At 61.7% G+C, this 11,897-nt stretch carries 13 protein-coding genes and 1 pseudogene; 10 read left to right on the top strand and 4 right to left on the bottom strand.

Annotation, left to right across the window (positions count from 1 at the left end; translation table 11 throughout):
* Nucleotides 1-15: 15 nt before the first annotated feature.
* From ACVWVY_RS18635 to ACVWVY_RS18660, 6 genes and pseudogenes are all read left to right on the top strand, one after another.
* Complete coding sequence (locus ACVWVY_RS18635; RefSeq protein WP_456627737.1) at nt 16-729, top strand: ABC transporter ATP-binding protein; 714 nt, start codon at nt 16-18, stop codon at nt 727-729.
* A 3-nt stretch (nt 730-732) separates the two neighbouring features.
* Nucleotides 733-1,434 (top strand): ABC transporter ATP-binding protein, encoded by a 702-nt coding sequence (locus ACVWVY_RS18640; protein WP_456627738.1) that lies wholly within the window; start codon nt 733-735, stop codon nt 1,432-1,434.
* Between the two features lies 1 nt (nt 1,435).
* A complete protein-coding gene (locus tag ACVWVY_RS18645; protein WP_456627739.1) occupies nt 1,436-2,305 on the top strand; it encodes a branched-chain amino acid ABC transporter permease in 870 nt (289 codons plus the stop codon).
* Nucleotides 2,306-2,316: 11 nt separating this feature from the next.
* Complete coding sequence (locus ACVWVY_RS18650) at nt 2,317-3,402, top strand: branched-chain amino acid ABC transporter permease (protein ID WP_456627740.1); 1,086 nt, start codon at nt 2,317-2,319, stop codon at nt 3,400-3,402.
* A 212-nt stretch (nt 3,403-3,614) separates the two neighbouring features.
* Nucleotides 3,615-4,592, top strand: a pseudogene (locus tag ACVWVY_RS18655) (tannase/feruloyl esterase family alpha/beta hydrolase); the annotation flags it as partial.
* A complete protein-coding gene (locus tag ACVWVY_RS18660; protein ID WP_456632246.1) occupies nt 4,584-5,123 on the top strand; it encodes a tannase/feruloyl esterase family alpha/beta hydrolase in 540 nt (179 codons plus the stop codon). The pseudogene ACVWVY_RS18655 and the gene ACVWVY_RS18660, both read left to right, overlap by 9 nt.
* Before the next feature lie 180 nt (nt 5,124-5,303).
* Here ACVWVY_RS18660 and ACVWVY_RS18665 read toward each other — a convergent pair whose 3' ends face one another.
* A complete protein-coding gene (locus ACVWVY_RS18665) occupies nt 5,304-6,146 on the bottom strand; it encodes a nitroreductase family protein (RefSeq protein ID WP_456627741.1) in 843 nt (280 codons plus the stop codon).
* A gap of 126 nt (nt 6,147-6,272) precedes the next feature.
* Here ACVWVY_RS18665 and acdA point away from each other — a divergent pair, with 126 nt between their 5' ends.
* Both acdA and ACVWVY_RS18675 read left to right on the top strand, forming a co-directional pair.
* Nucleotides 6,273-7,484 carry a 3-sulfinopropanoyl-CoA desulfinase gene (acdA, locus tag ACVWVY_RS18670; protein WP_456627742.1) on the top strand — a complete coding sequence of 404 codons (1,212 nt, stop codon included), beginning with the start codon at nt 6,273-6,275 and terminating at the stop codon, nt 7,482-7,484.
* A gap of 633 nt (nt 7,485-8,117) precedes the next feature.
* A complete protein-coding gene (locus tag ACVWVY_RS18675) occupies nt 8,118-8,963 on the top strand; it encodes a copper chaperone PCu(A)C (protein ID WP_456627743.1) in 846 nt (281 codons plus the stop codon).
* A 196-nt stretch (nt 8,964-9,159) separates the two neighbouring features.
* Here ACVWVY_RS18675 and ACVWVY_RS18680 read toward each other — a convergent pair whose 3' ends face one another.
* The gene (locus ACVWVY_RS18680; RefSeq protein ID WP_456627744.1) at nt 9,160-9,567 is read right to left on the bottom strand and encodes a hypothetical protein; all 408 of its coding nucleotides are present in this window, start codon (nt 9,565-9,567) and stop codon (nt 9,160-9,162) included.
* Between the two features lie 265 nt (nt 9,568-9,832).
* Between ACVWVY_RS18680 and ACVWVY_RS18685 the strand changes: the two genes are divergently transcribed.
* Nucleotides 9,833-10,180: a hypothetical protein gene (locus ACVWVY_RS18685; RefSeq protein ID WP_456627745.1), complete on the top strand. Its 348-nt coding sequence runs from the start codon at nt 9,833-9,835 to the stop codon at nt 10,178-10,180.
* A gap of 5 nt (nt 10,181-10,185) precedes the next feature.
* On the opposite strand, the gene ACVWVY_RS18690 is transcribed toward ACVWVY_RS18685, so the two are convergent.
* Both ACVWVY_RS18690 and ACVWVY_RS18695 read right to left on the bottom strand, forming a co-directional pair.
* The gene (locus tag ACVWVY_RS18690) at nt 10,186-10,389 is read right to left on the bottom strand and encodes a hypothetical protein (RefSeq protein WP_456627746.1); all 204 of its coding nucleotides are present in this window, start codon (nt 10,387-10,389) and stop codon (nt 10,186-10,188) included.
* A gap of 38 nt (nt 10,390-10,427) precedes the next feature.
* Nucleotides 10,428-10,739 (bottom strand): H-NS histone family protein, encoded by a 312-nt coding sequence (locus tag ACVWVY_RS18695; protein WP_456627747.1) that lies wholly within the window; start codon nt 10,737-10,739, stop codon nt 10,428-10,430.
* A 721-nt stretch (nt 10,740-11,460) separates the two neighbouring features.
* Between ACVWVY_RS18695 and ACVWVY_RS18700 the strand changes: the two genes are divergently transcribed.
* The gene (locus ACVWVY_RS18700; RefSeq protein WP_456627748.1) at nt 11,461-11,838 is read left to right on the top strand and encodes an H-NS histone family protein; all 378 of its coding nucleotides are present in this window, start codon (nt 11,461-11,463) and stop codon (nt 11,836-11,838) included.
* Nucleotides 11,839-11,897: the final 59 nt, after the last annotated feature.

Genomic DNA, 11,897 nt, shown 5'->3' on the forward strand with positions numbered 1-11,897 from the left:
ACGCGTTGACATCTCATGCTGGAAGTCGCAGGCCTGAAGAAAAGCTTCGGCTCGATCATCGTCGCCGACGATCTCGATCTTGTGGTCGCGCCGGGCGAGGCGGTCGGCATCATCGGGCCGAATGGCGCAGGCAAGACCACGCTGTTCAATTTGATCGCCGGCGGCCTGACGCCGACCGCCGGCAGCATTCGTTTCGACGGCCGAGACCTCTCAAAGCAGCCGCCGCAAGGGCGATGCCGGGCCGGCATCGGCCGCACCCACCAGATTCCGCAACCGTTCGAGAATCTCACCGTGTTCGAGAACCTGCTCGTCGGCGCGGTCTATGGCCGCCACAAGTCAGAGCGGGAGGTTACGCAATCCTGCGGCGAGATCCTCGAACGGCTCGGGCTCATCAAGCGTGCCAACACGCTCGCGGGCTCGCTGACGCTCCTGGAACGCAAGCGGCTGGAAATGGCCCGCGCGCTCGCAACCGCGCCGCGGCTTCTGCTGCTGGACGAGATCGCCGGCGGCCTGACGGAGGGCGAGTGCCTCGAACTCGTCGCCACTATCCGCGAGATACGCCAGACCGGCGTCGCGATCCTGTGGATCGAGCATGTCGTGCACGCCCTGCTCGCCGTTATCGATCGCCTGGTTGTGCTTAACTTCGGGCGCAAGATTGCGGAGGGGGTGCCGAAAGAGGTGATCCAATTGCCCCAAGTGCGCCAGATCTATATCGGCATCGAGGCCTGACGCATGCCGCTGCTTCAGACCCGCGGGCTCACGGCGTTCTATGGCGACTTCCAGGCGCTGTACGGCATCGACACGATGCTGGAGAAGGGCGAGACCATCGCCATCATCGGCGCCAATGGGGCAGGGAAGTCGACCTTCCTGAAGGCAATCGCGGGCCTCATTCAAGGCGCCGCCGACAGTGTCCTGCTCGACGGCTCGCCGATCGGCGCGCGGCCAGCGGCCGACATCGTCAAGCTCGGCATCGCGCTCGTGCCGGAAGGGCGGCGGTTGTTTCCTTCGCTCACCGTGGAAGAGAACCTCCTGATCGGCGGCTACAGCCGAAAGATAGCGGGCCCATGGACGCTCGATCGCGTCTATGCGCTGTTCCCGATTTTGAAGGAGCGGCGCGTCTCGGCAACGCCGACCCTGTCCGGCGGTCAACAGCAGATGGCTGCAATCGGCCGCGCCTTGATGTCCAATCCGCGCATTCTCTTGTGCGACGAGATCAGCCTTGGCCTCGCGCCGATCATCATCGCCGACATCTACGCGGCCCTCCCGCAGATCAAGGCGGAGGGCACCAGCGTCGTGCTGGTCGAGCAGGATATCGTCCAGGCGATGAAGGTTTCCGATCGCGTCTATTGCTTCCAGGAAGGCCGTCTGTCGCTCACCGGCCGCCCGCGGGACCTGACCCGCGACCAGATCCACCGCGCCTATTTTGGTTCATGACATGACCGGCTGGCTCGATGCATTGATCCAGGGGGTATTGCTCGGCGGCCTCTACGCCCTGTTCGCGGCCGGGCTCTCGCTCATGTTCGGCGTGATGCGGCTGGTCAACCTCGCCCATGGCGATCTCATCGTGCTCGCTGCCTTCGCGATCCTCTTTGTCGCGAGCAAGCTTGGGCTCGATCCTTTTGTCGCGGTGCTGGTGGCAATGCCGATCCTGTTCGTGATCGGCTTTGCGCTTCAGCACGTGCTGTTGAACCGGACGCTTGGGCGCGATTTGCTGCCACCGCTGCTCGTCACCTTTGGTCTCTCCATCATCATCCAGAACGGACTGTTGCAGGTTTTTTCCGCCGACAGCCAGCGCCTGCGCTCCGGCGCAATTGAAACCGCCTCGATCCAGCTTGGCGGCGGCATCGCGGTCGGCGTCGTGCCCTTGTTGACGCTCCTGTCCGCGATTGCCGTGATCGTGCTCCTCAATCTGATCTTCTACCGGACGCCGATCGGCCGCGCGTTTCGCGCGACGTCGGACGACCTCGAAGTCGCGCAGCTCATGGGCGTGGATATCAGACGTATCTTTGCGGTGGCGATGGGGCTTGCCTTTGTCGTGATCACGATCGCCGCGCTCTATCTCGGACTGCGGGCGAATTTCGATCCGACCATCGGTCCCGCCCGGCTGCTCTATGCCTTCGAGGCCGTGATCATCGGCGGTCTCGGCAGCTTCTGGGGGACGCTCGCCGGCGGCATCGTGCTCGGGTTAGCCCAGACCATCGGTGCCCGCATCGATCCCGAGTGGCAGATCCTGGCGGGCCATCTTGCCTTCCTCGTGGTGCTGGTGCTCAGGCCGCGCGGCCTGTTTCCCCGTGCGCAGGATTGAGGGATGCGTTGATGGATGAGGCATCAGCCAAGCCGACGCAGGCATTCCGCATCGAGGCCGCTGGCCGCGCCTCACGCGCCGCCGCGTTTGCCGCCGGTGTCGTTCTGCTGATCCTGGTGCTGCTTCCGGTCTTCGCCGGCCGCAACCTGATTCAGGACCTGATCTTCCTGTTCTACATGCTGGCGCTCGCGCAATGCTGGAACCTGCTCGCAGGCTATGCCGGCCTGATCTCGGTCGGCCAGCAGGCCTTTGTCGGGCTCGGCGGCTATCTCCTTTTCGCGCTCACGCTGCTCGGCGGCATCAATCCGCTGCTCGCCATTCCCATCGCGGGCGTCGTGTCCGCACTGTTCGCGCTGCCAACTGCGCTCATCGTCTTTCGGTTGCACGGCGCTTATTTCGCGATCGGCACCTGGGTGGTGGCCGAGGTCTATCGCCTCGTCTTCGCGCAAGTGAAGCCGCTCGGCGGCGGCACCGGAACGTCGCTCACGCCGTCCGTCACATCGTCCGTTCCCGGTATCGAATGGGTCAAATCCCTGCTCGACGTGCGCACGCCGGCGGCGCGTGACATCGTCTCCTATTGGGTGGCGCTGGCGTTGGCGGCCGGCACGCTCGCCCTTGTCTATCTCATCCTCCGGTCGCGTCGCGGCCTTGCGCTAGGTGCGATCCGCGACCACGAGGCCGCAGCCGCCGGTCTCGGTGTCGATATCTATCGGATCAAGCTTGCCGTTTATGTCGCGACCGCCGCCATGACCGGCATGATCGGTGCGCTCATCTACCTTCAGAAGGCGCGCATCTCGCCCGACGCGGCCTTCTCGGTGCTCGATTGGACCGCCTACGTCATCTTCATCGTCGTGATCGGCGGCATCGGCACGATGGAAGGTCCGGTCATCGGCGCGATCGTCTTCTATCTGATGCAGCGCTATCTCGCCGACTTCGGCGCCTCGTATCTCATTCTGCTCGGCGCACTCGGAATTCTGGTCATGCTGTTTGCACCAAAAGGCTTGTGGGGCCTTGTTTCCGAACGCTACGATCTGACGCTTTTTCCGACGCGGCGTCGGCTTGTCGTTCGCACCCGTGACGATGAGGGAAGGGCGTAGCTCAGATGTACGCCTTCCCGCAGGCTCGCCTTTCCGGCTATTCTGCTGCCAGGAAAGAGGTGCAACGCAGGCAGAAAACGGCGGGAGGAATGATGAAGCAAAAAAGAAACGTGGCGCTTGATTGCGCGGTAGTTTGCCTGGCCCTCGGGGCCGTCTCGATTACTGGGATCTCGCCGGCCAGCGCGGAGGCTTCCAGTGCCAATTCGGCGAACATGGCACCAGCGCTCAAATGCGCTGACCTGACCGGGTGGAAGGTCCCCGGCTCGACGACGATCGTCACGAAGGCGCAGGAGGTGCCCGAGGCGCCGCCGGGGACCGTGCAGCCGTCGCCATCATCGCCGGCGACGGTATCGGTCGCGCTGCCGCCAAACTGCCGTGCGGATGGCGTGATTGACCAGCGCGTGGGTGTCGAAGGCAAATCCTACGCGATCGGCTTTGCAGTCGCGTTGCCCGATCGCTGGAATGGACGGTTTCTGTATCAGGGCGGCGGCGGTTTGAACGGCTCGATCCGGCCCCCGCTAGGTTCGCAAGCGGCTGGCGAGGTGCCCGCCCTCGCGCGTGGCTTTGCCGTGGTCTCGACCGATAGCGGTCATCAGGGAGCGGTATTCGACGCCTCCTTTCTGAAGGACCAGGAAGCGGCCCTTAACTTCGCCAATGCGTCGGTCGGCAAGGTGACCAATGCCGCCAAGGCAATTGTCGCTCATTATTACGGCCAGCCTCCCAGGCGTTCCTATTTCGCGGGGTGTTCGACCGGGGGCCGCGAAGGCATGTTGGCCTCGGCGCGCTATCCCGAACAGTTCGACGGCATCGTCGCCGGCGCTCCTGCGATGCGTACCGGCAATTCCAATATTGGTCTCGCCTGGGCGAATGCTACCTTCAGCCAGATCGCGCCGAAAGACGCCTCGGGGAAGCCGGAGCCTGCCAATACTTTCTCCGCCGCAGAAAGAAAGCTGATTACGGAAGGAATCCTCGATGCCTGTGACGCCAAGGACGGCGTCAAGGATGGAATGATTTTCGACAGCAAGGCGTGTCAATTCGATCCCGCGGCACTCACCTGCAACGGCGCCAAGACCGATTCCTGCCTGGCGCCGCAGCAGGTCGATGCTTTGAAAAAAGCGTTCGCGGGACCGAAGAATTCACGCGGCACCCAGGTCTATCCGGCTTTCCCGTGGGACAGCGGTGTGGCGGCCGAAGGCGTTGCCATTCCCGGCATCTTGACGACCGGCGCACGCAGTCCGGTCGGGCCGACCAGTTGGGAAAGCATCAATGTCGATCAACTCGAAGACAGAGTCGCAACGAGCGGGCTGGAGCGCCTGACCAATACCGCCTACTGGACCAATCTGACGAGTTTCTTCGGTCATGGCGGCAAGATTCTCTTTTACCACGGTTCGAGCGATCCGTGGTTTTCGGCACTCGATACGGTGAACTACTACGAGCGGATGGCGGCGGACTCCGGTGGAATGGAGCTGGTGCGGGAGCAATCGAGCCGGGCCTATCTGGTGCCCGGCATGGGTCACTGCTCGAGCGGTGCCACGCTCGAACGTTTCGATCTTCTCAGCGCCGTCGTGGATTGGGTCGAAGACGGCAAGGCGCCCCTTTCGGTGATCGCGACCGGCCCGGCCTTTCCTGGCCGCAGTCGGCCGCTTTGCCCCTATCCGCAACATGCGCAATTCAAGGGGCAGGGCGATCCGGAAAACGCCGCGAGCTTCGAGTGCAAATAATGGAAATCCCGTGAACCGATGGTTCATGCATAACGATTGGTGCGCGTGTTGTGCGGACCGCGCCGATCATCGAGCAGATCGAGCAACGATCCGCCAATCGTGCTTGATGCTGCTGCTCGCGATCAGTATCGGCCTGATTCATCTGTTCAACTAACGCCCCGCGCGGGATCGTTCGAGCGATCAGTCCAGCCTGAAGCCGATGCGCCTCACATAGGCGCCGAAGTCCGCGCGCTCGAGCTGCGCATATTGCCGCGCCTTGTCCTCCGACCAGCCATAGGGTTCGGCCAATCCGAACTCCCCGACATAGCGTTGAGCCGCGTAAGGTTGCGCTGCCTCGCGGCGCCGATCGTATGCCTCGATGGCTTCATCGAGGCCGTCTTCCAGAAACGTGTTGTGATGCACGGTCACGGACAGCGGAAGCCGCATGCTGAGCTGCGGCGCCTCGGCGGGATATCCCACGGCGAGTCCCGCTACCGGGAAAACGTGATCGGGAAAGTTCAGGAGACGCGACAGCGCATCCGAGTGATTGCGGACCGCGCTGACCGGACAGGCACCCAGGCCTTCAGCCTCCGCCGCGATCACGAACGCGGACAAGGCGATCGCCGCATCGACCGCGGCGTTGAAGAAGGCATCGAGATGATCGTTGGCGAAATGCCGGTCGCGCAATGTGTGGATTCGACGCTGCCTTCGATTGTTGCCGCAGAAGATGAGAAGGTTCGGAACGTTTGCTAGCCATTTCTGGCCCAGCGGGCCGTGAGCCAGCAGCGCGCCGATCTGGGATTTCAGCGACGGCGCGTCGATGATGATGATATCGCGCTGCTGGAGATCGCTTTTGGTCGGAGCGCATAGCGCCACTGCGCAGAGCCGCCGCAACGTCAGGTACGGAATGGTATCGGGCCGGAATTTTCGTACCGAGCCGCGGGCTGCCAATTGACCGAGGAGGGGAGGGGCGACGTTGCCGAGCTCCACATCCGCAGCGTCAGGACCAAAGCGATCGACGAGCGGGGTTTTTGAATTGGACATCTCAGAAATCTCCAGGGGCGCTGCTCATGATTTGAAGTCGGGAGCATAAATTAATCGGTTGCGTTTTGCAGCGCTTCGGAGCCGAATGATCGAAAAGACCGCGCCGGCTCCCGGAGGATGATTGCCATGGATATGAAACTGTCGCCCGAGCAACTGAAGCTCCGCAGCGCCGCGCGTGAACTGGCCGAAACCGAATTCGCAGCCAGAGCGGCGGAGATCGATCGGACCGAAGCCTATCCGTTCGACAACGTGGCGGCCCTGAAGGCCGCAGGCTTCATGGGCTATACGATTCCAAAATCCTATGGCGGTCGGGGAGGAAGTTACTTCGAAGCCGCCCTGATCATCGAGGAAATGGCGCGGGTGTGCGGGGCGACGGGACGCATTACGGTCGAAGCCAACATGGGCGCCATCTCCGCGGTCATGCAGTATGGCACCGAAAAGCAGAGGCGGCTGGGAGCCGATCTCGTTCTTTCGGGCGACAAGCCCGCGATCTGCATCACCGAGCCGGAAGCCGGATCGGCGGCGACCGAGATGACGACGCGCGCCGACAAGCACGGCAATACCTACGTTGTCCGAGGCAAGAAGCACTGGATCACGGGAGGCGGGGTTTCAAAACTCCATCTGATCTTCGCGAGGGTCTTCGACGAGCGGGGCGAACAGCAGGGGATCGGCGGCTTCCTCGCGCTTGCGGGTACGCCCGGTCTGATCATCGGCAAACGCGAACCCGCCATGGGCCTTCGCGGCATTCCCGAAACGGAGATCATCTTCGAAGATCTGGAAATCCCTGAGGATATGCTGGTGCTGCCGCCGCGCGGGCTGCGGCGCGGCTTTGCCGACCTCATCGACGCCTATAACAGCCAACGGGTCGGCGCCGGCACGGTCGCGCTCGGGCTCGCGCAGGGTGCGTTTGAGAAGGCCCTGACCTTCGTGAAGGAGCGCAAGCAGTTCGGACGGCCGATCGCCGAATTCCAGGGCCTGCAGTGGATGCTGGCCGACATGGCGGTCGCGCTCAATGCAGCGAGGCTATCGCTTCATCAGGCTGCTCTTAGCGCCGATCCCTTTCCGGATCCACTTCTCGCGGCGCAGGCGAAGATCATTGCTTCGGAGACGGCCAATGCGGTCACCAACCAGGCACTCCAGCTGTTCGGCGCCAGAGGCTACTCGCGGGATTATCCACTCGAACGCATGGTTCGGGATGCGCGCATGTTCACGATTGCCGGCGGCACGGCGCAGGTGCTGAGGACGCTGGTGGCGTCCCGGATTCTCGACACCAAAATCCCGCAGACCCGCAACGGATATCTGGAGGCGGTTCAGGCTCCATCCCTCGCTGCGAAGTGATCTCGATCAGACCGCGCGGCCATGCGTTGCCGCGGCACAGCCTGACCGCTCCGCAATGCTGCAATCGGAACGAAGCGAAAGGTAGCGGAATGATGCTGCAAGGCGGACCTGGGGCGCAACTCGACCAGAGAAGATCAAAGTTCCTAAGTGACCTTTTGCGCAGACACTAGTTTCAGGATGGTGTCAGTTGAAGACATTCTCGACCCTTGAAATATATTGGCGATCAGTCCCGGCCCTCGTGCCGGGCCTTTTGCTGATTTAATCACGGCGAGCCAATTCGGCCGCGGATCGGCTCGTCAATTGCGGTGCAGTTGAAAAGGCTGGCCCACCTTGGCATTACACACTCAGGTATTCGCGGGATGCCTTCAGGCCGGCGGGAGACTGCGTCGACTGCAATCATTGCGTCACGGTGTTTCAGGGGAGGCCGATGTGGTGTTCACGGCGCGCGACGAAAGCGGCCCTACGATTCTTTCCGCAAAGGATCGGTTCGTCGAACGCTGAAGCGCCGCCCATCTACAAAAGCCGCAGACGGAAAGTTGCCTCGATCATCGTCAGTTTGCGCCTTATCAAAGTCGGGAACGCCGCGATATGTGACGTTGCGGAAGCAAGCCCGATCTCGTCGGAGGTTCAGTCATGCCCTACCAGTTCAGAAAAATCATGCTCGCCGCCGCCGCTCTGGCGGCGTTCTTCGGTTCCTCGCCGGCAGTCGCGCATGACGTCTCCGTGAGCCAGGCCTGGAGTCGCGCTACTCCAAAGGCGGCAAAAGTAGCTGGCGGTTACCTCACCATCGAGAACCGGGGGGTGCAGCCGGACCGGTTGCTTTCCGCGTCGAGCGGCGCAGCCGCCAGGGTCGAAATCCATCAAATGAGCATGCAGGACGGCATCATGACGATGCGGCCTCGCGACGACGGTCTGGCGATCCCTCCGGAAGCCACGGTGACGCTCGAGTCGGGAGGCGACCACATCATGTTCATTGGGTTGACGGCGCCGTTCGAGGAGGGCCAACGCGTCCCGGTCTCGCTGAATTTCGAGCGCGCCGGCAAGATCGAGGTGAGCTTCGAGGTCGGCAGCGTCGGCGCCAAGGGGCCCAGATTGCAGGTCGCCTCGACGGAGCCTGCCGTGGCGGCGGCAGCGCCGGCGCGAGCCGCTGCGGCTGACGAACCCTTCTTCACCCACATCTGCGGAACGCGCGTGATGGCCAACATTACCGTCTCGCCGGGCCGCAGCGGTCCGATCGAGGTTCTGGTGCAGATCGAAGACAGCGACGAAAAACCTCTCGCGGTCGATGGGCTTTCCGTGACCCTGTCCAATCCCGACAAGGGGATCGCTCCCGTCACCGCGACGGCCGAGCGCGTGGCGGCCGATAGCTGGCGTGTCCGCTTGACGGCCGCGGCGAGCGGGAAGTGGTCGCTGTCGCTCGGCATCGACCTGGCGAAGGACGACCGTGTCGACATCGCGGCGCCGATACTCATCGAGTGACAAGGCTACGATGCGCGGACGAAGGCGCCAGCCCCGCTTGATGCTGGTGCCGGCAAACGTGTTCAGCGTGGCGAAGCCGACAACCGCTCGATCAGCTTAAAGCTTGCCATCCGCTTCAGCGGCAAATCACCCCGTCCGATCAGGCGGATGCCGGGCCGGTAGCTTCGGCGGCGCGTTCTTTCGGCGGCGCTTGCTGTCAGGTCGCCGGCGGCTTTTCATCCGCATTGCCAGCAACCGACTCCAGGGCAGACACCGCCGCGGCCTTCAGGCGGATCGGATCGCGCTCGCCGTCGCCGGCCACCTTCAAGATCTTGGCTGCGATCAATCGAAGCTGCTGATCCGATGCCGGCCCGCGCAAGGAAGCCTCGGCACCTTCCAGCGCCTTTGACATCAACTCGATCGTTTGCGGACCGAACGAGGGACCGCCAAACTGGCCATAGTCCAACTCCTCGATAATCCGGCGGCCCTTTCCGACCTGTACGGCTTCCTCGACCTCGAGACCTGTCGCGACATTCTGCGAAGGTTCGGGCCTCCGATCGGGCGCAGAACTCCCGCATGGGTGCGTGAGCCTTTCAGGCACAAACAGCTCAAGAGCAAATTTCAAGGTGTCTCGAAATCTCATCTTGCTTTTGTCCGGTCGTCACCTCGGCAAATACTTGGCAAGCCTATACGCGAGCACGGTCGTTACTATTCCAGAAACTCCGAATCATCCAAGAATCCAGCCTTTCGCTTTTTCGAAAAAATGCAACGTTGTTGATCGGGCAGCGGTTCGATAGGCTGTATAAAACTTCCCTTCCAACGGTGGTTTAGCGGTCTGCCGGTCCAGCGAAGCAGTGCAGCGAAAACCGGTGCCCCCAAGGAGACTCGATATGGCACGAGCTTTCAAGGTTCGTTCCGCGGAGCGCGATGCTCAGACCGACAGCGAACGGCTCGGCTCAATTTCTGCCGCCGTTGAGGCCGCAGTCGCGTCGATCACGAGGGAGAGGCACGCCCTGCGTGCGCGGGTCGACGCGGCGCGCGATCAGGCTGCCTTTGCCACAGGCACTGATTATGATGAATATCTGACGCGCGACGCCAAGGACGCGGCCAGGATCAGGGAATACGAGCAGCAAATGGCGAGCGGCGAAAAACGTACCCAGGAGCTCGAGCGCCAGCTGGGCGGTCTGGGCGCCATTCAGGAAGTCTTCAGCCGGTATTTCGCCGACAAGGTGCGGTAGGAACATCAATGCCACGCGACTGTCGCTTCATCGAACGCCGACGCGATGCTCCGAACCAGGAATTCCGCGCCGTCGCTGATGGAAAGCCGGTCATCGATCACCTTCACGGCGCCGTTGGCGATGAGGCTCTTGATCCGTGGCCGGTCGACGATCGCGGATCGCGGCCGTGCAACCGTGATAAGCTGGGCAGATCGACGGCAATCGCACATGATCCGTGTTGCTGGCGGAGGAGGCGACGGAGAAACGACTATCGAACTCTGAACTCATCGCGGTCTCTTCCAGACGCGATGAGTATAACCAGCCAGCGTGGCATTTTGCCTCTTCCAGACCACGTCTCTGAAGGATTGTCTGGATTTCGAAACTTTGGTTGGACCTTGGGGTATGGACGACGTTGCACGAGGTCGTTGGGAGATCCACCCGACTTGCGTCCAAGCTCATCGAGTTGCTTTTGTAGCTTGAGGGTTTCGTCCTTCAGCCTTCTAGATAGAACCTCAACGATCCTCTGGTGCAGCTCCCAGAGCGCGTCGTGCGGCATCTTTTCAAGATCGCTGTCTTTCATATCCCACCGCCAAAGGGAGCGTGCATGTCGATATTGACGACAGTTGCATTGGCGAAAGAAACTCTGATCTGAATAAAACAATCAGCAAGGGAGTTAAATTGGATGTCAACCGCGCCGCAAAAAACCAGGTCTCGCTGCTCGTTCCCCGGCTAATTTGCGGTACTATGGTCCCGAGCGGTGGGGCCGACTTCAATCTCAAACTGATAGCCGAAACCCCGCTCCTGAACAATCTGCGGCGGCTTCGGTTTTACCTTCCGGCGCCTGGATGAACTTCTGCTGCATCGCTCAATCTGTTCTGGTCGCCGGCCCACCGGGAAAGAACCGATACTCCCTCAGCAACGGAAAGGGATCGGGCGCGCGCCGACCATAGCCAGCGAAGCCTTGCAAACCTCTCAGCGTTTTCTTGCGAAGCTTCAGAGCAGCGACACTGCTGATACTTGCAAGTCGTTGATCCTGACCGTTCGGGAGCATACTCAAAGGCAGTGCAGAACGAAGCTGGGCTCTTTCTGAGTACCGCAAAATTTCCTCGCGGCAATCGCCGATCTGCAACCAGGATCAGCTGCCGGGCACGGTCGTTGCGGCTTGCCCGCGTGGTCGTCCCACGCGCAGACTGCCGCCAGCAGGAAAGGTGCGAAGGTGGTTGAAGGAAGGTGGGTTGAACGCAGGGTAATACGGAGTAATATGTTATCCCTAACCGAGTCGGAAACGTTGTTGAACGCCCATGGAAAAGTCAGAACTTGAGGCGATGCCTCTTGATCGTCTGTGGTCCCTTCACGAGCAACTCACCGCCATCTTGTCCAAGCGGATTATGGCGGAGAAGCGCCAGCTGGAAAGCAGGCTGGTCCAGCTCAACCGCGGAAAAATCGCGCAAGCTTCGGTTGCGGTCGAGGTGAAATCAACCAAGATCGATCGCAAAAGCCCTCGTCGCCATTATCCCAGGGTTTTCCCAAAATATCGGAATCCAGCAGTGCCGTCCGAAACCTGGTCTGGACGAGGCAAACAGCCGCGATGGCTAGTTTCCGCTTTGAAGGCAGGTGGCATGATTGAGGACTTCAAGATCCCCGGTGCGAAGCAAGGGAAGGTGAGAGCGCTGCGTTAAAACCATCTCCGCTTCCGGCATTCAAATCGCCAGCAAAGCGCGAAGGTCCTCCGTTTCCT

The organism is Bradyrhizobium sp. URHC0002 (genome assembly GCF_054059515.1).

Coding starts and splice junctions, on each gene's coding strand:
- ACVWVY_RS18635 (WP_456627737.1), top strand. CDS start 16: ATGCTGGAAGTCGCAGGCCTGAAGAAAAGCTTCGGCTCGATCATCGTC.
- ACVWVY_RS18640 (WP_456627738.1), top strand. CDS start 733: ATGCCGCTGCTTCAGACCCGCGGGCTCACGGCGTTCTATGGCGACTTC.
- ACVWVY_RS18645 (WP_456627739.1), top strand. CDS start 1,436: ATGACCGGCTGGCTCGATGCATTGATCCAGGGGGTATTGCTCGGCGGC.
- ACVWVY_RS18650 (WP_456627740.1), top strand. CDS start 2,317: ATGGATGAGGCATCAGCCAAGCCGACGCAGGCATTCCGCATCGAGGCC.
- ACVWVY_RS18665 (WP_456627741.1), bottom strand. CDS start 6,146: ATGTCCAATTCAAAAACCCCGCTCGTCGATCGCTTTGGTCCTGACGCT.
- acdA (WP_456627742.1), top strand. CDS start 6,273: ATGGATATGAAACTGTCGCCCGAGCAACTGAAGCTCCGCAGCGCCGCG.
- ACVWVY_RS18675 (WP_456627743.1), top strand. CDS start 8,118: ATGCCCTACCAGTTCAGAAAAATCATGCTCGCCGCCGCCGCTCTGGCG.
- ACVWVY_RS18685 (WP_456627745.1), top strand. CDS start 9,833: ATGGCACGAGCTTTCAAGGTTCGTTCCGCGGAGCGCGATGCTCAGACC.
- ACVWVY_RS18690 (WP_456627746.1), bottom strand. CDS start 10,389: ATGTGCGATTGCCGTCGATCTGCCCAGCTTATCACGGTTGCACGGCCG.
- ACVWVY_RS18695 (WP_456627747.1), bottom strand. CDS start 10,739: ATGAAAGACAGCGATCTTGAAAAGATGCCGCACGACGCGCTCTGGGAG.
- ACVWVY_RS18700 (WP_456627748.1), top strand. CDS start 11,461: ATGGAAAAGTCAGAACTTGAGGCGATGCCTCTTGATCGTCTGTGGTCC.